Below are 18,736 nucleotides of genomic sequence, written 5' to 3' on the forward strand. Positions count from 1 at the left end.
AACGGGATTTCCAGTGCATGACATTGCTCAGTGAACATGAACAGCGCCAGGTCGCCGAGGCCATCGCCCGGGTTGAACAGCACACCGATGCGGAGCTGGTCACGGTACTGGCCCGGCGCGCCGACGATTACGCCTACATTCCCTTGCTCTGGGCCAGTTTGCTGGCCTTGCTGGTGCCGGGCATCGTGCATTACCTCAGCGGCTGGTCAAGCGTCAGCACGCTGTTGATCAGCCAGTGGCTGACCTTCATCGTCTGCAGCCTGGTGTTTCGCATCCCGCGCCTGACAACCCGGCTGATACCGCGCTCGGTACGCCATTGGCGTGCGTCGAACCTGGCCCGGCGGCAGTTTCTGGAGCAGAACCTTCACCACACCATGGGCAGTACCGGTGTGCTGATTTTCGTCAGCGAAGCCGAGCGCTATGTCGAGATCCTGGTGGATGAAGGCATCTCCCGGCACCTCGACAACAAAGTCTGGGACGGCATCGTCCAGCGTTTCACCGACCAGGTAGGCAAAGGCCAGACGCTGCAGGGGTTCGTCTCCTGCGTCGAGGCCTGTGGCGAGGTCTTGCGCCAGCACGTGCCGGTGACCCAGGCGCGCAACGAACTGCCCAACCGCCTGGTGGTACTGGGGTAAGCGGCAAACGCTGATCGACAAAAACTGTGCGCAGGCCGGTCATCCACGTAAAATGCCCGGCATTGCGCCCAGTCGCCCCCTTCGTAACCCGAGGCACCCACTCCCGATGTCCGATTCCCCCTCCGCCCAGACCGCGCCGGATGCGCGTGCGCAGTTTCTGAGCCTGCTCGCCACCAGCCTTGAACAGAACGCCCTGATCAAGCTGGTGCTGGCGCGCCATGTCGGTACTGAAGAAGCCTTGCAGCGGATCATCGCCAAACCGTTGACCGTCAAGGGCCAGGCCTGCCTGTCGCTGGTGTATCGCTACCAGACCCGTGACATCACCCGTAACCTGCCCAATGACCAGGCGCTGGCGCTGGTGGCCGAATTGCTGCCGGGCTCGTTTCGCAACGCTCACCTGTTGAGCCTCAATAATGAGGCGCAGCTGGAGTTCAGCAAAAAGGGCAAACCGATGTTGCACAGTAGTGCCGTGCAGCAGGCACGCAAGGCAGCGGACGGCGAGCATGACCGGGAGAAAAAGCGTTACCTGGAGCTGAGCCGGCCGTTCTTGCATGACCTGGGTGTGACCGACAAGCAACATGCGCTGATCCCGGCGATGTCGCGCAAGTGGAAGCAGATCAACAAGTTCATCGAAGTGTTTTCCCATGCCTTGAGTTCCGCGCCGCTGGCGGCTGATCAAGCCTTGCGCGTGGCGGACTTTGGTTCGGGCAAGGGTTACCTGACTTTTGCCATCCATGACTACCTGCGCAACACCTTGCAGCGCGACGCGCAGGTGACCGGTGTCGAGTTGCGTCCGGACATGGTCGAGCTGTGCAATGCCGCTGCCGCGCGCCTGGAGCATCCGGGGCTGGTGTTCGAGTGTGGTGATGTGCGCAGCGTGGTGCCCAGCGCCATTGACGTGATGATTGCCCTGCATGCCTGCGACATCGCCACCGACTATGCCATTCATACCGGTATCCGTTGCGGTGCGGCGATCATCATGTGCTCGCCGTGCTGTCACAAACAGATTCGCCCGCAATTGCACAGCCCGGGCCTGCTCAAGCCGATGCTGCAGTATGGATTGCACCTGGGCCAGCAGGCCGAGATGCTCACCGACAGCTTGCGCGCGTTGTACCTGGAAGCCTGTGGCTACGAGACCAAGGTGTTCGAGTTCATTTCGCTTGAGCACACCAACAAGAACAAGATGATCCTGGCGGTGAAGCGACAGGCGCCGGGAGATTCAACGGCGCTGCTGGAGAAAATCCAGCAGCTGAAGGACTTTTATGGGGTCAAGGAACATTGCCTGGAGACCCTGTTGCGCGCGGATGGACTGATCGCCGCTTGAAGCAAAACCTGCAGGAGCGGATTTATCCGCGAAAGGCTCGCGAATGAATCCGCTCCTACAAAAGCACACCCTTTAGGCCCTGGCGGGCGCCGGGTGCACACGGGTCTTGCGCCCCAGCACCACGGTACCGATCACGCCTGCGGCAAACACCCAGGTAATCGGCTCGACCTGCTCACCAAAGAAAAGCGCTGAGAAGGCGATGGTGAAGAAGATCTGCAGCAACTGGATCTGACTGACCCGGGCGATGCCGCCCAGCGCAAGCCCGGCATACCAGGCAAAAAAGCCGATGAACTGCGAGAACAGCGCCACATACCCGAAGGCCCACCACGCCTGGGCGCTGACCGGTCCCTGGTGCTGCAGCGCCAGGTACACCACCGGGCCGATCAACAACGGGCTGGCGAGCACCAGCGCCCAGCAGATCACTTGCCAGCCGCCCATTTCCCGCGCCAGTCGCCCACCCTCGGCATACCCCAGGCCACCGACGGCAATCGCAGCCAGCATCAACAGGTCACCGGCCTGAATCTGCCCGGCGCCCATGATCATCGCGTACACCAGCACCAGCGCACTGCCCAGGGCAGCGCAGGCCCAGAAGGCCTTTGACGGACGCTCATGCGACAACCAGGCGGCATAGAAGGCGACGCACAAGGGTTGCAGGCCATTGACCAGGGCCCCGTGGGACGCCGGCACCGTCTGCATGGCCCAGGCCGAAAACACCGGAAAGCCGAGAATCACCCCTAGTGCGACCAGGCTCAGGCCTTTGATCTGCTGCCAGGTCGGCCACTTTTCGCGGCGCCACAGCAGCAAGGCCGCCGCCGGGATGGCTGCCAGCAAGGCGCGCCCCAGGCCATTGAGCAGCGGGTGCAGTTCCTGTACGACGATACGCGTCATGGGCAGGGTCAGGCTGAAAATCACGACACCGAGCAAGCCAAGGGCCATCCCGGTGTTTTCGCGGCTGGACATAACGAACGCCTGTGGCAGATAAGTCTGACCATTGAGCCACAGCAGCCACGGATGATCTTGTTACAGTTGCTCACAAGTTCATCCGTACAGTTTGCCGGCGCTTCAGAAGAAGCGCGTGATGCTGACCTTGGCGTTGCGGCCCTGGCTGTAGGCATAGGCGCCGCTGAGTTCGGAGCGGTAGTCGTTGTTGAACAGGTTATCGATGGTCAGGTTGACTTCGGTGCCCTTGAGGTACGGCTGCTGCGGCTTCCAGTTGGCGAACAGGCCGTGGACCTGGTAGTCGTCGTTGGCGTAGTGGTCGTAGTAGCGGTCACCCAGCGAACTGGCCGGGCCTTCGCGGTAGTTGTCGCTCGGTAGGCGGTCGGTCTTGCGCACGAACTGCGCCTGCCAACCCACCCTGGCGTCCCAACTGGGGATCTTCACACCCAGGGTGGTGATCCACTTCGGTGCCGGGATGTCCTTGGCCCAGACGTCCGGGCCCCAGGGATTGGTATAGGCGCCTTCATGGCGGCCGGTGATCCATGAGTACGAAACGGCGCCGAACAGGTAGGTGGAGTCGTAGAAGCTCTCGACCTCAAAGCCCTTGATGGTGACGCTGTCGATGTTGCGGTAGTTGGACATCAGGCCCTTGCCACACGCCTTGGCAATACTCTGGCCGCTGACCAGTTGCTCCGGACAGCCGATGCCGGTGGCCTTGAAGATTTCATCTTCGATCTCGTTGCGGAATAGGGTGGTGCGGATCAGTACGTTGTCGTGGTCGGTGAAGACATCCGACAGGGTGGTGATGTTACCGGCGCGCAATGCCGTAATGCGCTCCGGGTCGAGGTTGCGGCTGCTGGCAGTGCGAGAGCCAAGGCCCTGGACCTCATACTGCTCGTCGAGCACCGGCGCGCGCCAGGTCTTGCTGTAATCGGCAAAGAACGCCGTGTGCTCATTGGTCTTCCAGAACACCGACAGGCGCGGCGACCATCCACTGTAGGTTTTCTCGCTGTAGTCATGCCCCAGCGCCGGGTCGTTGTAGAACGGCGCATCGTTTTCTTTGCCGTTGTTGGCAACATGGTCATAGCGCAGTGACGGGGTCAGGGTCACTTCACCCAGGGTGATGGCGTCCTGGAGGAAGTAGCCCTGGCTGTCGACGCTACCGCTGGGCATGAAGTTCGGCTGGTAATTGCCGTTGTTGTACAGCGGCGTTTCATATTTGCTGCCGGGCATCCACATCTGCGTGTCGCGTTCGTGGCGGCGAACCTGGAAACCAGCGGTCATCGCGTGCTCCAGCGGGCCGGTGGCAAACAGGCTGGTGTTACGCACGTCGAGCATCTGGTCGGTGTACTCGGTGTCCATCTTGCGCCCGCCCGTGGCCGGCTGGAAGAACGCGGTGGCATCGCGCTCGTCGGTCTGGTCGGTATCGGAGACCGAGAACTTCACCTGCAGGTCCACCCACGGGTTGTTGATCGGCTGGTAGTTGTACGTCCCCGACCAGGTGGTGTCGGTGGTGGTGCGGTTGGCCAGGAAGCGCTTGAGCGCGTTGTCGTAGCCGTACTTGTTGATATCGGCCTGGGTCGGCGGAGTCGGGTAGGCGGTGGAGGAAAACGGTGCCCAGCGCTCACTTTGCGAGCGCGACCAAGAGAAGCCCAGGCGCTGCTCTTCGGTCAGTTGCAGGTTGAATTTGAACAATGCCCCGTCCAGGTCAAGGGCGCTGTTGGGCAGGCGCTGGGGGTTGATCGGGTAGTCGTTGTCCGGGTCGGGCAGGGTGCCGGCCAGTTTCATGTCGTCGCCGTCACGCTTGGTCAGGTACACCAGAGCATCCATGCGGCCATCGTCGGTGCGGCCGAACAGGGCCGAGCTGTAAACCTGCTGGTGGTCATTGCTGGCGTAGCCGTACTTGAGCATGGCGCCACTGTTGCGGCCGTCTTGCAGCAGGTCCGGGGCGTCTTTGGTGGTCATGTTGACGCTGCCGCCAAAGCCGCCGTTGCCGGTGTAGACCGAGTGCGGGCCTTTTTCGACTTCGATGTTCTTGATCAGCTCGGGCTCGATGAAAATAGTGCCCTGCTGGTACCGCTCAAAGCCGCTCTTGGTCGCGCCATCGACGGTCATCGGCACGTCTTCGGCATCGCTCAGGCCCCAGATGTTGATGGTCTGGCCACCGGGTTTTACCGAACCGCCCATGTTCACCCCGGGCAGGGTCGACAACACGCTGGGGATGTTGCTTGGTTGATAACGGTCGATGTCGTCCTGGGTCAGGGTCGAGCGGCCGACGGTACTGGGGTCTACCTGCTGGCCGTCACCGACGATGCTCACGGCGCTGAGCTGGATGCCGTTATCGGCGGTCGGGTCATCTTCGCGCAGGCGCACCACGTAGGTACTGCCGACCTTGACCAGGGCGAAGCGGCTATTGAACAGCAACTGCCGGATCGCCTGCTCGGCTTCGTAGGGACCTTGCAGGGCCGGGGCCTGCACGCCACGCAGCAAGGCTTCGTCGAACAGTAATTGCACCTTGGTCTGCTGGGCCAGCTGGCTCAGCGACAGCGCCAGTGATTGCGCCGGCAAGTTCAGCTCTACCGGTGCGGCCTCGGCCATCAGGCTCAAGGTCAGACAGGCCGCCAGCAGCGATGGACGGGCAGACAAAGGTGTAAAAGGACGAAACGCACGCAACATGAAATCCCCCAATACGGCAACAATGGCCAGAAGGCCTGCAATGACGACGCAGACGGGAGGAAGACGCGTTGCAGCGGGAAACCCTCATATGCGAATGAAAAATATTCTCAGATTTTTATTTCGGCTCGATTCGCAGGCGGCCATCGGCAAGCGTCACGGTGCTGACCGGCAGCAGGGCTGGCAGGGCCTTGAGCAAAGCGTCAGGGTCGTCGACATCGAGGTTGCCGGAAACCCTGTAGCGCCCCAGCACCGGGTCGGCGAGTACCACCGGCGCCTGGCGGTAGAGTGAAATCTCGTCGACCAGGCTGCTCAGCTCGCGGTCGCGAAAGGTCACATGACCGCTACGCCAGTCGCCTACTTCCTGATCGCTCAGGGTTTGCCAACGCAAGCTGCCCCCTGCAAGGTCATAGCTGGCGCGCTGGCGAGCGCCGAGCAACGCCGGCTGGCGATCTTCGCCCGGTGTTTCCAGGGCCACCTGGCCGTGGGCCACGCTCACCACCAGCTCCTGCTGGCCGCGGCGCAGGTCGAAGGCCGTGCCGACCACCCGAACCCGGGCAGCGCCGGCATCGATAAACAGAGGGCGTTCCTTGTTGGCAGCGACGTTAATGAAAAGCTGGCCCTGATCCAGGTGAATCAGGCGGCGCTCGGCATCGAAGTCCACCCGCAGACGCGTGTGGGCATTGACGGTCAGCTGGCTGCCATCGGGTAGCTCAAAGGTGCGCGGGTGTTGGTCATCAACTGCAAACGCGTCGGCGTAATGTGTGCCGGGCAGTCCGACGTTACGCGCCAGCAGGGCACATACCAGCGTGGCGGCGACGGCCAGTGCCGGGCGCCAGTTGCGGGCTTTGCGCGCCGGCAAGGCCACGGGCTGATTGAGGCGCTTGAGGGCTGCGAGGTCATCCCAGAGCTGTTCGAACTGGCTGTATGCGCGGGCGTGCTCGGGTGTCTGCAGCCACACGGCAAAAGCTTTGCGCGCTTCACGCGAGGGGGCGTTGCGGTTCTGGCTGAACCAGCTGGCTGCCTGGGCATCGATGGCGCGCTTATCGATTTCGGGAATCGGGGTCATTGTCCTTGCTCCGTGCCATTGTCACTGTCCAGGCGCTGCTTGCAATGCAGCAGCGCGGCAGCAATGTGCTTTTCCACCATGCTCACGGAAATGCCCATTCGCTCGCCGATCTGTGCCTGCGTCAAACCTTCGAAGCGGTGCAGCATAAGGGCTTCGCGTCGGCGCGGCGAGAGCTCGGCGAGCACACGCTTCAATTGTTCCAGGCGTTGCTGTTGTTGGGCATGGTTCAGCGGGTCGGCCTGGGTGTCGAGCGGGGTGTCTTCGCCGCTGTTGACCTGCTCGTCGAGCACGGCGTGCCGCACCCGTTGGCGGCGCCAGTGATCACTGAGCAGATTACGTGCGACCTGAAACAGAAAGGCCCGGGGTTGCTCGACCCGCGCGCGGTCCCGGTACCCCAGCCACTGAGCAAACACGTCCTGGGTGATGTCGGCCGCATCACTGGCATTGTCCAGGCGCTTGCGCAGGAAATGCAGGATGTCGGCATAAAACCCGCGGCATGTGTCAGGGGGCAGTGGATCGGGTTTGGGGCGTTGCATGCAAACTTTCCAGGGGGCCTGCGTAGAAAGTCGCGGATGTTATCGATAATAATTGTTATTTGCCAATGCGAAATTGTATTGCCTCAGCGCCGCTTGCGCACCACGGCGGGCACCGGGACTTCCAGTTCGACAGCGCCGAGGGGATGACTGCTAGCGTCGAAAAAATACAGGGGGATGTCCGGGGTGTCGGCAAATCGCTGGGCGAAATGCTGCTTCTGGCTGATGATCGAGGCTTCGCTCAAGGGCCGGATGGCAATGGCCAGGTGCACCGGGCGGGCCTGCTTGATGGCCTGCAACAGGTGACCGTCGCTGCTGTCCAGATGTTGGCCAAACAGGCACAGGCCGTCTTGATGGGTGGCCAACTCACCCAGGCACCAGCTCAGGTAGTCGGAGCTGCGTATCGCTTTGAGCTTATCGTCGCTGCTGCTTTCGTTGACGAACAGCGGTACATCGCCAGGTGTGTTCACCGCAAAACCATCGAGCAACTGACTGCCGCTGGCACTGCGCTGACGGGTGCTGCCGTCCTGTTGCTTGAGCAGGTGCAGGCCACCATGCATGTACAGCAGACGGGTACCGCTGCTGTGGGTGCGTCGGATATCGAAGGCGCCTTCCTCATCGAACAAGGCCTGAAAACGGTCCGGGGCGTGGCTGACCGCCCAGTGGCAGAGCAGGTCGTAGTTGCTGGAGTAAACGCTCTGGTAGCTGCACAGCGCGCTGTTGATGCGCTGCAAGGTGCTGCCTGGCAGCAGGCGCCACGGGATGTGTACGCTGCGCACCGCATGGATCAGGGCTTCCTTGATCGCGTAATAGCGGTTCAGCGGCGCCGATGAGCTGATTGCCAGCGCGGCGTTGATGCGCACCGTGGTGTTCAGGGCGCTGAGGACCGGCTCGAACAGTTCGCTGCCCAGCGACTTGAACAAAGCCTGGTCGGTCAGGCTCAGGGGTTTGTGACGTACCCGCTGCGCTTCTTCGAACAATGAGAAATAAGTGAACGGCCGCCACACCGCACGACTGGCGCCATTGCCCAGCAGCAAACCGCTGCAGGGGTGGTCGGCATTCAGTTGCGGCCAGCTGTGAAGGCTGGCGTCGAGGTCGGCATGGGACATGGTGTTCTCTTGGCAAGGTCGTTCGATCGGCGCGACTTTAGCATGCCATCGGGCTGTCATCAGTGCCGGCGACTATGCTGGGGTCGCAATCAATCAGGAGGATGGCGCATGCGCGTATCAGGATTTCGCTGGCTCGGCTGCCTGCTGCTGTTGCCCCTGACCGGGTGGGCGACGGCTGATACCGGCAAGGAACTGGCAGCCAGGCAGGGGATCCCGTACCCGGCGGTCATTGCCCATCGGGGAGCGTCGTTTGACGCCCCGGAATCAACAGCGCCCGCTTACCTGCTGGCCCGGGAGCTGGGCGCCGACTACCTGGAACTGGATTTGCAGCGCTCCAGCGACGGGGTGTTGGTGGCAGTGCATGATGACAACCTGTTGCGCACCAGTGATGTGGGCCAGCGCTTTCCCGAGCGCAAGGACAGCCCGGTCAGTGCCTTTACCCTGGCCGAGCTCAAGTCACTGGATGCCGGCAGCTGGTTCAACACGGCCTATCCCGAGCGGGCGCGGGAGCGCTTCAAGGGCCTGCAGATCCTGACCCTCGACGAGGTCATGGACATTGCCGAAGGCCAAAAGGGCAAACGCCCCGGCTTGTACATAGAGACCAAGGTACCGAAGCTGTTCCCCGGTATCGAGGCTGACCTCAAAGCACGCCTGCAAGCGCGCGGCTGGCTCGATCATCCGGGACAGGTGGTGCTGCAGAGCTTTGATCGCGGCAGCCTGGCCCTGCTGCACAAGGCCATGCCCGAGGTGCCCAAGGTACTGTTGCTGTGGGTCGGCAAGGGCAGCATCGAGCCTGCGGCGGCGCAGAGCTTTGCCGAATCGGGCGAGACCGACAAGGCGGCGTTTTATGCGCGCCAGCAACCCAGGAGTCACGCCGAATTCGAGCGTTGGCTCGATTACGCCAAAGCGGCCGGAGCCATCGGCACCGGGCCGTCGGCTGCCCTGAGCGCCGGTGGGGCGCAAAGCTATGCCGACCTGGTGCAGCCGCGGATGAACCGCATGACCCATGACAAGGGCTTGCTGGTGCATGTGTACACCGTCGATGAACCCGTGGACTTTGCCCAGGTCCTGGACGCCGGTGTCGATGGCATCTTCACCAACCGCAGCGGCCAGTTGTTGCGCTACCTGGGGCGTCCACCGCAGCGCAGCGAGGCACAGCTGCTTGAGGCCTACGACTACTGAGGTGTTGGCCGCAAGCCGGTGGCTACCGTAGACTTCGCCTCTTTTCCGATGCACCGAGGAGCCAGGCCCCAATGACCCTTTCGCTATTGTTTGCCGTGATGGCTTCCGGATTTATCTATGGCATTACCCCGGGGCCCGGCGTGCTGGCGGTGCTGGGCATCGGCGCGACGCGCGGGCGTCGGGCGGGGGCGGGGTTTCTCTGTGGCCATCTGCTGGGTGATGTGCTCTGGTGCAGCACGGCGCTGGTCGCCATTGTCGGTGCCCGCCAGATCGGCAGTTCCGTGTTCGACATCCTCGGCCTGCTGAGTGGCCTGTACCTGTTCTGGCTGGGCTGGCGGGCTCTACGCAGCAAACCTGGCAATGGAAACGGCGACGGCGGCCCGGTGCGCAAGCCGTTCTGGCACGGCATCGTCTTCGGCCTGACCAACCCCAAGGCATACCCCGTGGCCGTGGCCACCTTCACCGCGTTGCTCTCCAGCCGCGCTGAGGCGCTGGACTGGTCGATGCTGCCTGCGCTGATTGCGCTGAGCTTTCTCGGTGGGCTGCTGGCCTACGTGATTCTGATCGGGGTAGTGGGCGCGCGTCAGGTGCGCACCCTGTATACCCGCTACGAGCTGTGGATCACCCGTGCCTGCGGGGTGATGTTCATCGGCTTCGCCGTCAACGCCCTGATGCATGCCTTGCCGGGGTTGATGCCGCGTTCCTGAGCCGACCGATCGCGTTACGGCAGTTGCGGCGGAGCAGTTGGTGCTGCTGCCGTCTCCTTGCGCATGCGGTTACGCCACAAGCGGTACGCGCGGATGCCCGAGCGTACCGAACCGAAGAGCATGCCGTTCTCCATCTCCCGGGCGATCCCCGATCGCACCAGCATGCGCAAAAAGCGTCCGCGGGCCCGGGCAATACCGAAGTGGATGCCACGCGCGTTGAGGGTTTCACACACTTCGCGTAGCGCCGCAATGCCGCTGACATCAATGGACGTCACGGCTTCTGCGTCGAACAGCACCGCCCGTGGTTCAGGCTCGCGTTGCACCGCTTCTAGCAGGCGCATCTTGAAGTAGTCGGCATTGAAGAACAGGATCGCGTCGTCGAAGCGGTACACCACCAGGCCTTTGACCGTGCGCGCATCCTTGTGCCCCTCGATATCGACCTGGCCTTCAATCCCGGGTACCCAGCCCAGCACCGCGTCGGTGGGCTGGTAGATGCTGTAGAGCAAGCGCAGGATCGCCAGGGTCACGGCGATGATGATGCCCGGCAACACGCCAACACCCAGCACACCCACGGTGGTGAGCACGCACAGCCAGAACTCGAAACGGCTGAGCTTGTAGATCTTGCCCAGCGATTTCACATCGATCAGGCCCCAGCCGGCCATCAGCAGCACAGCGCCCAACGCTGCCTGGGGAATCCAGGCCATGGGTGCGGTGAAGAACAACAGGATCAGGGCGATCACCAGGGCGGCGATGATCCCGACCAGCTGGCTTTTGCCGCCGACCATGTCGTTGACGGCGGTGCGTGAATCGGCGCCGCTGATGGCAAAGCCCTGGGATACACCGGCGGCAATGTTGGTAACCCCCAGGGCGAGAAACTCGTGGTTGGCGTTGATGGCATAACCGTGTCGGGCGGCAAAACTGCGGGCGGTGAGCATGGCACTGCAGAAGCTCACCGTGGCAATACCCAGGGCGTCTCGCATCAGGCTCTTCATTTCTTCAAGGTTGGTTTTCGGCCAGGCCAGCTCCGGTATGCCCGAAGGTACCGGGCCGAGGACTGCCACGCCGAAGCGGTCCAGGCCAAAGACGCCGACCACGGCCGTGGCGATGATCACCGTGACCAGTGCCGCCGGCAGGCGCGGGTAACGGCGCGGCAGCCAGATGAGCAGGGCCAGGCCGGCAAGGCCGATGGTCAGGGTCAGCCAGTGGATTTCATTCAGGCGCTGCATCAGGTTGATCAGGCTGAGAATGAAACCGTTGCCTTCGATCTTGAAGCCGATCACTTTGCCCAGTTGCCCGGCCAGCAAACTCAGGCCGATGCCGTTGAGGTAGCCGATGAGAATGGGCCGGGAGAAAAAGCTGGCAATGAAACCGGCGCGCGCCACCCCGGCCCCGATCAGCATCAGGCCGACCAGGATGGTGATGATCACCGACAGTTGCGCCAGCCGTGCCGGATCGCCCATTGCCAGCGGTGCAATGGCCCCGGCCACCATGGCGCAGGTGGCGGCGTCCGGGCCGACCATCAGTTGCCGTGAACTGCCGATCAGGGCGTAGACCATCATCGGCAAAATACATGCGTACAGCCCGTACTGCGGCGGCAGGCCGACAATCTGGGCATAGGCAATGGCAATCGGAATCTGGATGGCGGCCACCGACAACCCGGCCTGCAGGTCGGCATGAAACCATTCGCGGCGGTAATGCAGCAGATTGGACAGGCCGGGTAGCCAGCGAGCGAGCAGCATGAATCGATCCTTTCGCGTAGTTCAGGGCGGACGCAGTTGTTTGAGCAAGGCTGCTCGCTCAGTGTTGCGGCCAAAGCACAGACCGGCAAGCGTACGCCCATAGGGCATCAGCATAGGCAGGCCGTGCGATGTTTTCACCGACTCAAGTCAACGGCCGGATGGGCAAACTCCGTCCGGGTGCTACAAAGTGTCGAGGAACGCCCGTAGCGCCAGTAACTCCGAACGGTTCAAAGCCAGCGGCTTGAGGCGTTCCGAGGTGCGGGGGAACAGTGGGTCGTTTTCCTGACCGGGTTGCGGCTTGGGCCGTGGCATGCCGACGTTGTAGAAATTCAGTACGCCCATCAGGTCTGGAATCAGGCCGTTGTGAATCCACGGCCCGGTGCGGCCAACCAGGCGCAGTGACGGTGTGCGAAAGCGTCCCGAATCCTCGCTCAGGCCGGTTTGCTCATAACGGCCGAGGTCCTGGTACTTGCGGCCGTAATAGGTCATGCCGGCGTTGTGGAACTGGCCATCGCTCATTGCTGGGCCGAAGTGGCAATTGAGACAGCGCGCCTTGGTGCGGTACAGGTGCAGGCCATGCAGTTGCTGGTCATTGAGCTGATCGTGCCGCCCCCGTAGAAAGCGCTCGAACGGAGTGTTTCGGGCTTTCTGTACCAGGGTGCGCTGGTAAGTGCCGAGCGCTGCGGCGATTTGCCCGGCGTCAAGCGGCCCCTGCGCAAACGCACTGGTGAACAGCGGCGGGTATTCCGCCAGGCCACGCAGGCGGGTGACCAGTTCCTCGCGGGTAAAGGCCATTTCCAGCGGGTCGACCACCGGCATCAGGGCCTGATCTTCCAGCGTCGCCGCGCGCCCGTCCCAGAACAGCGGTGTAACCAGGCCGCTGGTGACGATGCTCGGCGCATTGCGCCGTCCCGCCGCGCGGTTGTGGCCGAAGGACACCTTGCGGCCATCGGCGAATGCCAGGTCCGGCTCGTGACAGGAGGCACAGGCAATCTGCCCGGACCGCGACAAACGCGGGTCAAAGAACAGCTTTTCGCCGAGTCGGGCTTTCTCGCTGCTGAACGGGTTACTTGCGGGCGAGGGGGCCCGCTGCGGCAGCGGCGCCAGTTCCTGCCAGGCGATATCGGCATCCACCGCCGGTTTCGGCCATTGCTGGCTGGGGCCGCTATAGAGTTTTCGCAGGCAGGCGGCGTCGGCGTCGCTGAACGTGCCGGCGGCCAGCTGTTGCAGGCAGTCGTCGGCGTGGGCAGCGCTCAGCCAGAGCAGGCTGGCGATGAAGGCGGTTATCAGGCTTTTCATGGTTATTCTTCTGGTCGGCATCGGGTCAGGTCGGCTCAAAAGCGGTAGCCAACTTCCAGCCAGAACTGGCGCCCGGTCTCGTAGATGGCCGAATTGATGGCGGCGGTGGCCGAGGTATCGCCACTGGCAATCACGCGGTCGGTGACGTTGTACACATCGATGTTGACGAACGCGGCCTGCTCGCGGCCGGTGGGGATTTCCCAGGCCAGGCGCATGTCCCAGGTGAGTGCGTTGCCGTAGCTCTTGTCGAAGTACTCGGTGTAGCCGTCCACCTTGCCGACCCGGGTCTTGAGCGTGTCGATACCGGCGCGGTAACGGAAGAAGTTGGTCCAGCCCAGGTTCCAGGCAGGAATCTCGGTAGTGGTGGTGAGTCGATAGGTCCAGTCGTGGTTGTAGTTGCTCGGCGGCAGCTCACTGATGTGCATGATCTGGCCGTTGTAGCGCACGTAGTCGTCGTCTTCGAACGCTTCGCTGTAGTCGGTGTGGGTGGTGTTGAAGTGGGTCCAGTCGGCGGCCAGCTGGCCGGAGTTGCGGGTACCCCAGACGTCGTAGCTGAGCAGCGGTGTGAGGGTGAGCGTCACCACTTCGGTGTTGGATTTGCCGTCGTTGGTGTACACGTCATAGCTGCTGGTCAGGCTCGGGTCACCGCTGTTGTCGACGACTTTCTGCATGACCTGGTCGCGGCCCTCGCGACGTACCCACTTCAGCGCAACCTCCAGGTCGCGCACCTGTTGGGTGATACCCAGGGTCCACTCGTCGTCGTAGGGAATGTCTAGCTTGTTGAACTGGGCATCGTTGGCGAACGAAGTCTTGGTCCAGGCACCGCCAGCGGCGGTGCGGGCGTAGCGGGTCTGCAGGCTGTTGACGCCTTCACGCAGTGCCCAGTACGCGGAGTTGCGGCCGTAGTAGCGGTTGCGCCCGGCACTGAAACGCGTGCTCTGGTCGCCGAATACATCCCACTCCAGCGCCAGGCGGGGCGCGACGGTGGTCTGCTGCATGTAGTCGTCGGAGTCGATGCGCACGCCCGGGCGCAGCGTGACACGGCCGATCTCGATCTCGTCCTGGACGTACAGGGCGGTGCTGTTGACGTTGAAGTCGAAGTCGCCGGCGGCGTAGCGGGTGAGCTGGCGAACATACTGACGGGCGTCGCTGTCGCAGTAACGGTCACCACCAAGGCTGCTGGCGCTGGCGCAGCTGGCGGTGCCAGTGAGTGCGCCATACACGTTGACGTCACTGGCGGTCAGGCGTTCATAGCTGAACGCCTGATGCTTGAGCTCCATGCCGGTGGTCAGGCTGTGGCGGCTACCGTAGAAGTCCATGGCGTCCCAGGCCGCTTCAAGCTTGTACTCATAGCTGTCCTGGGTCTGGTCGATGTCACCGTAGCCACCTTCTTGCGGGGTGGAAACCCCCCAGTTTTTCACGTCATTCTTCACCCAGTTGTTCCAGTCGTCGGCGTCACTGTCGCGCGAGTTTTCCATCCGGCTCCAGGCAAACTGCTGGGTGATCTTGGCGTTGTCGGCCTGATAGTCGGCTTTGAAGCTGAGCAGGGTGCCGCCCGACTTGATGGTGTAGCCGGTGTCCAGCGCGTTGTCGCGAAAGTAGGTGGCCTCTTCGGGCGTAGAGGTGAAGCTGCTTTCCAGGTCGAGGCGCTCGCTTGCCTTGTACACTGCCTTGAGGAACACACTCTGGGATTTGCGTTCCTGGTCTTCCTGCTGGGCGGTATAGCCGGCCTTGCCGTCGTTGTTGCTGCTGAACACATTGACCGGGATGGTCGAGGTTTTCTGTGTGATGTTGGCAAGCAGGCCGAGGTTTTCGGTCAGGTGGCCTTCGAGTGTGGCGCGTACGAAGTGCTTCACGAAATCGGGCTGGTAGGCATAGCTGCTGCCCGAGCTTGCCGCGTCGAACTTGGCTTGCTCGTCTTCGTCAACGTGGTAGCGGGTCCAGGATGAACGGGTGGTCTGATAGGAAACCTTACCGTGCAGGTCCTTGGTCGGCTGGCGCGTTTCGGCAGCCACCACGCCACCGTTGAAGCCGCCGTACCTGGCGCTGATGTTGCTGTCGTAAACCTTGATGTCTTCGAGCAGTTCGGTGTCCAGCGCCAGCCCCTGGCTACGTCCGGGGACCGAATTCACCAGGTTGTGCTGGCTGTCGCCGGGGTTGATGTCGTTGTTCATGCTCATGCCGTCTACCAGAAAGGCGTTCTGGTAGTACTTGGCGCCGTTGATGCTGATGTTGGCCGGGGCGATTTCCCCCGGGCTTTTGCTGCTCAACTGGTTGTTGTCGAACTGCACGTTGGGGTGGATCTTGAGCAGGCTGGTGATGTCGCCGTTGCCGCCGGGCAGGGCGTCGATGGTCTTGCGGTCGAGGGTGGTTTCGCCCTGGTGCGGCGATGTGCGGGTGCTGACGACGGTGTTGGCCAGGTTCAGTGCGCTCTGCGTCAGGGGCGTCAACACCAGCGCCGATGGCCCGCTGTAGCGCCAGCCGAGGCCGCTGCCATCGAGCAGGCGCTGCAGCGCTTCTTCGCTGCTCATGGTGCCCTGGATACCGGCGCTCAGGCGCTCATCCAGCAAGCGGCTGTCGACGCTGACCTGTAATCCGGACTGGCTGCCGAAGCTGAGCAGGGCGCTGGCCAGCGGCTGTCGCGGGATATCGAAATGGCGTCGGCTCTCGCGGGTGTCGGGGCTGGGCTCGGCGGTTGCCGGCTCAGCGCCGGACGGCAGGGCAATGAGCGCGAGCATCAGCCCGGTAGCACCCAGCAGGTAGCGAGGTGCGAGAGCGGTTGTGGACATCCGGATGTTCCCCCAAGAGCGCAACGGCGCAAGTAATGAGAATCGATATCGATCCTATTGGCGGGGGAAAGACGAACGGGCGAAGTGAATTTCCAGAAAATAATGCTAAAGCGTGAAAATCAGTGGCGGTCGATCACCAGCAGCAAGGGTGACCAACTGCTGACCTGCCCGCCCAGCGGCGCCAGTGCGGCCTGCAACGCCAACTTGGGGGAGCGCAGATCAAGGGCAGCGGTAATGCGTCGTTCGGCCAGGGCGTTGTCCTGGAGCAGGATCAACCCCGGTTGATAGCGACGCAGTTCATCGACGACTTCACTCAGTGGTCGGTCATTGACCAGCAGGCGCCAATTGCGCCAGGCCGCGATCTGATCGCGGGGGACTCGGTCGAGCAGCGGAGCACCGTGCTCGGGAAGGCGCAGGCGGTCACCGGCCGCGAGTCGTGCCAGCGGTACGCCGGCAGCGCCGTTGCTGACCTGCACGCTGCCATGATCGACCGCCACGGCAACCTGGTGCAGTGCCAGGCTGACGTCGAAGGCGGTACCGGTAACCGTCACCTCAACCTCGCCCGCTCGTACCTGGAACGGGCGCTGGCTGTCGGGCGTGACCTGGAAGAATGCCTGCCCGCGACGCAGCGTGACCTGACGCCCGCCGTTGCTGAAATGCACGTCGATGGCACTGTCGCTGTCCAGTTCGACGCGGCTGCCGTCTTCGAGCACAAGGCTGCGGTGCTCGCCGACCGCCGTGGCTTCGTCGGAACTCAGCCCCTGCCAGGTTGGCAAAGCCAGTAACGTGATGCTGGCCGCCAGGGCACCGGCGACCAATGCCCGGCGCCAGCGGTTAATGCGTCTGGGCGGGGCTATGGGGGGCGGTTCCGGACACTGAGCAGGTCGCGCAAATGAGAGATCGCCACTGAGCAGCCAGACGCGTTCTGCCTTGCGATAGGCGCGCGCATGCTCAGGTGAGCTGCCCAGCCAATTCGCCAGTGCCTGCTGCAGCGCTTCATCGGTGGGCGCTGCGCGGGTTTTCAACAGCCAGTCCAGGGCCTCTGCCCAGATCGGGTCGTCACGCAAGGAGGGGCGCGGAGTTTCGGTGGCGCGTTCGTCTGGCAACTGGGGTGCCTCCATGGCGTGAGGCACCCCATTATTCCTCAGTCGGGTAGCGGGCGGAAGGTTCGGAATGCGGGCGTCAGTCATCGTCGAGCTGCTCCGCACAGTAAGTCAGCGCGTCACGCACCAGTTGATGGGCGAGGCTGACGGAAATGCCCAGCTGTACGGCGATCTGCTGAAAGGTCTGCCCCTCCAGGCGATGCAGGCGAAAAGCCTCACGCGTACGCGCCGGCAGACGTGCGAGGGCCTCCTGCAGAACACGCAGTTCATCGACGTAGAGCGCTTCGTGCTCAGGGGACGGCTGCGGCGAGGCAAGCTCGTCAAGGTACTCGGCGGCGTCCGGTACACGGTTTTCCAGGGTGCTGCGGCGGCTGACATCCAGCGACAGGTTGCGCACGATGCGGTAGAGGTAACCGGCCGGCTGGGCGATGGCTTTTTCTTCTTCCAGCGTGCGGCTGAAGCGGAGCCAGGCTTCCTGCACCACGTCCTCGGCCTGCGCACGGCAGCCAACGATAGGTGTCGAGTAGTCCACCAGCGCAGTGCGATGGGACATGTAGAAATCGAGCTGGTCGCTGGGGCTGGACACGACGACGAATACCGGGATATCAATCGGCGAATTATATGCAACTGAGAATTGTTATCAAGCTCGATTGTAAGCAGTGCGGCTTACCCGGCCTGAGCCGGGTGGCAGATCAACCGACGACCGTTTGTTCGATCTGCGTTTCAAACCAGCTGAGAACCGCACGGCAGGCAGGGTGCGCTGCACCGCTGTCACGCAACCACAGGGCATACACAGCTCCGGTCTTGAGCGGCTCGCCGAAGGGGATGACCAGGTCGCCGCGCACCAAAGCGTCGTGGGCCAGCGTCCTGTCTGTCATGGCGACGCCCAGACCGCGGCTGGCGGCATCCAGCGCCAGGTCGTCGAGGTTGAACATCAGATGTTTGAAGCTGCGTTCGGTCTGATCATGTTGGGCCTGTAGCCATACTGTCCATTCATGCTGACGGGTCGAACCGTGTATCAGCGCGTGTTGCTCGAGTTGATCGAGTGCGCGCGGCGGCATGCGCCCATCGTTGAACCCTGGCGCGCATACCGGCACCAGGTACTCTTCGAACAACAACGTCATCGGCCGCTCGTCGAGCCCGTCGGGCAGGTACAGCACATAGGCGTCGCAGTCGCCGCTGGTATCCACCATTTCGCCGCTGACGGTCTCGATGGACAAGCATAGGCCGGGGTTGATGGCATAGAACGCGCTCAACCTGGGCAATAGCCAGCGCACCGCCAGGGAGACGAAGACGCGGATACGAAAAGGCCGGTCCAGCGCTGCAGGTGCCAGGCGCTGTTCCAGTGTCCGTAGCGACGCCAACATTTCGCGAGCAACCTCGTACACCTCACGCCCTTGAGCGGTCAGCGCCACCTTGCGGCTGGTGCGCTCGAACAGCACCGTCTGGTAGTGCTCTTCGAGTTGCTGCACCTGTCGGCTGATCGCACTTTGAGTCAGGTGCAACTGCCGGGCGGCCTCGGTGAAGTTACTGGTGTCGGCCACCCGGACCAGGGTTTGCAGCGCCTGCAAGGACGGCACACGGAAGTTTTTATCCATGCAAATTCCGAATGGATGGATGATTTTTTAACGTTAG

General features: G+C 62.7%; 15 protein-coding genes. 4 read left to right on the plus strand and 11 right to left on the minus strand.

The genetic code is table 11. The annotated features are described in order from the left end of the window. The first annotated feature begins 17 nt into the window (after nucleotides 1-17). Nucleotides 18-635 carry a TPM domain-containing protein gene (locus DM813_RS14100; protein ID WP_128324007.1) on the plus strand — a complete coding sequence of 206 codons (618 nt, stop codon included), beginning with the start codon at nucleotides 18-20 and terminating at the stop codon, nucleotides 633-635. A gap of 106 nt (nucleotides 636-741) precedes the next feature. Further along, nucleotides 742-1,959 (plus strand): class I SAM-dependent methyltransferase, encoded by a 1,218-nt coding sequence (locus DM813_RS14105; protein WP_128324008.1) that lies wholly within the window; start codon nucleotides 742-744, stop codon nucleotides 1,957-1,959. Nucleotides 1,960-2,031: 72 nt separating this feature from the next. On the opposite strand, the gene DM813_RS14110 is transcribed toward DM813_RS14105, so the two are convergent. The 5 genes from DM813_RS14110 to DM813_RS14130 form a co-directional block, all read right to left on the minus strand. Next, entirely contained in the window at nucleotides 2,032-2,919 is an 888-nt protein-coding gene (locus DM813_RS14110; RefSeq protein ID WP_128324009.1) for a DMT family transporter, read from the minus strand. A gap of 102 nt (nucleotides 2,920-3,021) precedes the next feature. After that, nucleotides 3,022-5,574 (minus strand): TonB-dependent receptor, encoded by a 2,553-nt coding sequence (locus DM813_RS14115; protein ID WP_128324010.1) that lies wholly within the window; start codon nucleotides 5,572-5,574, stop codon nucleotides 3,022-3,024. A 115-nt stretch (nucleotides 5,575-5,689) separates the two neighbouring features. Further along, a complete protein-coding gene (locus DM813_RS14120) occupies nucleotides 5,690-6,640 on the minus strand; it encodes a FecR family protein (protein WP_128324011.1) in 951 nt (316 codons plus the stop codon). After that, entirely contained in the window at nucleotides 6,637-7,176 is a 540-nt protein-coding gene (locus tag DM813_RS14125; protein WP_128324012.1) for an RNA polymerase sigma factor, read from the minus strand. The genes DM813_RS14120 and DM813_RS14125 overlap by 4 nt, the downstream gene beginning before the upstream one ends. An 83-nt stretch (nucleotides 7,177-7,259) precedes the next feature. After that, the gene (locus DM813_RS14130; protein ID WP_128324013.1) at nucleotides 7,260-8,282 is read right to left on the minus strand and encodes a DUF4917 family protein; all 1,023 of its coding nucleotides are present in this window, start codon (nucleotides 8,280-8,282) and stop codon (nucleotides 7,260-7,262) included. A 108-nt stretch (nucleotides 8,283-8,390) separates the two neighbouring features. Between DM813_RS14130 and DM813_RS14135 the strand changes: the two genes are divergently transcribed. After that, nucleotides 8,391-9,464, plus strand: coding sequence for a glycerophosphodiester phosphodiesterase (locus DM813_RS14135; protein ID WP_128324014.1), 1,074 nt, complete (start codon nucleotides 8,391-8,393; stop codon nucleotides 9,462-9,464). 71 nt (nucleotides 9,465-9,535) lie between these two features. After that, on the plus strand, nucleotides 9,536-10,171 hold the full coding sequence (locus DM813_RS14140; protein ID WP_128324015.1) for a LysE family translocator: 636 nt from the start codon (nucleotides 9,536-9,538) through the stop codon (nucleotides 10,169-10,171). A gap of 14 nt (nucleotides 10,172-10,185) precedes the next feature. Here DM813_RS14140 and DM813_RS14145 read toward each other — a convergent pair whose 3' ends face one another. The 6 genes from DM813_RS14145 to DM813_RS14170 form a co-directional block, all read right to left on the minus strand. After that, entirely contained in the window at nucleotides 10,186-11,910 is a 1,725-nt protein-coding gene (locus DM813_RS14145) for a SulP family inorganic anion transporter (protein ID WP_128324016.1), read from the minus strand. 180 nt (nucleotides 11,911-12,090) lie between these two features. Further along, complete coding sequence (locus tag DM813_RS14150; protein ID WP_128324017.1) at nucleotides 12,091-13,209, minus strand: cytochrome-c peroxidase; 1,119 nt, start codon at nucleotides 13,207-13,209, stop codon at nucleotides 12,091-12,093. A 35-nt stretch (nucleotides 13,210-13,244) separates the two neighbouring features. Continuing rightward, the gene (locus tag DM813_RS14155; RefSeq protein WP_206617390.1) at nucleotides 13,245-15,998 is read right to left on the minus strand and encodes a TonB-dependent receptor; all 2,754 of its coding nucleotides are present in this window, start codon (nucleotides 15,996-15,998) and stop codon (nucleotides 13,245-13,247) included. Nucleotides 15,999-16,117: 119 nt separating this feature from the next. Then, nucleotides 16,118-17,131, minus strand: coding sequence for a FecR family protein (locus DM813_RS14160; RefSeq protein ID WP_241653176.1), 1,014 nt, complete (start codon nucleotides 17,129-17,131; stop codon nucleotides 16,118-16,120). A gap of 49 nt (nucleotides 17,132-17,180) precedes the next feature. Beyond that, nucleotides 17,181-17,687: a sigma-70 family RNA polymerase sigma factor gene (locus tag DM813_RS14165; protein ID WP_128324018.1), complete on the minus strand. Its 507-nt coding sequence runs from the start codon at nucleotides 17,685-17,687 to the stop codon at nucleotides 17,181-17,183. 106 nt (nucleotides 17,688-17,793) lie between these two features. Continuing rightward, a complete protein-coding gene (locus DM813_RS14170) occupies nucleotides 17,794-18,699 on the minus strand; it encodes a LysR substrate-binding domain-containing protein (protein WP_128324019.1) in 906 nt (301 codons plus the stop codon). Between the last annotated feature and the right edge of the window lie 37 nt (nucleotides 18,700-18,736).

It is taken from the genome of Pseudomonas alkylphenolica (assembly GCF_004025535.1).
GTDB classification, from domain to species: Bacteria; Pseudomonadota; Gammaproteobacteria; order Pseudomonadales; family Pseudomonadaceae; genus Aquipseudomonas; species Aquipseudomonas alkylphenolica_A.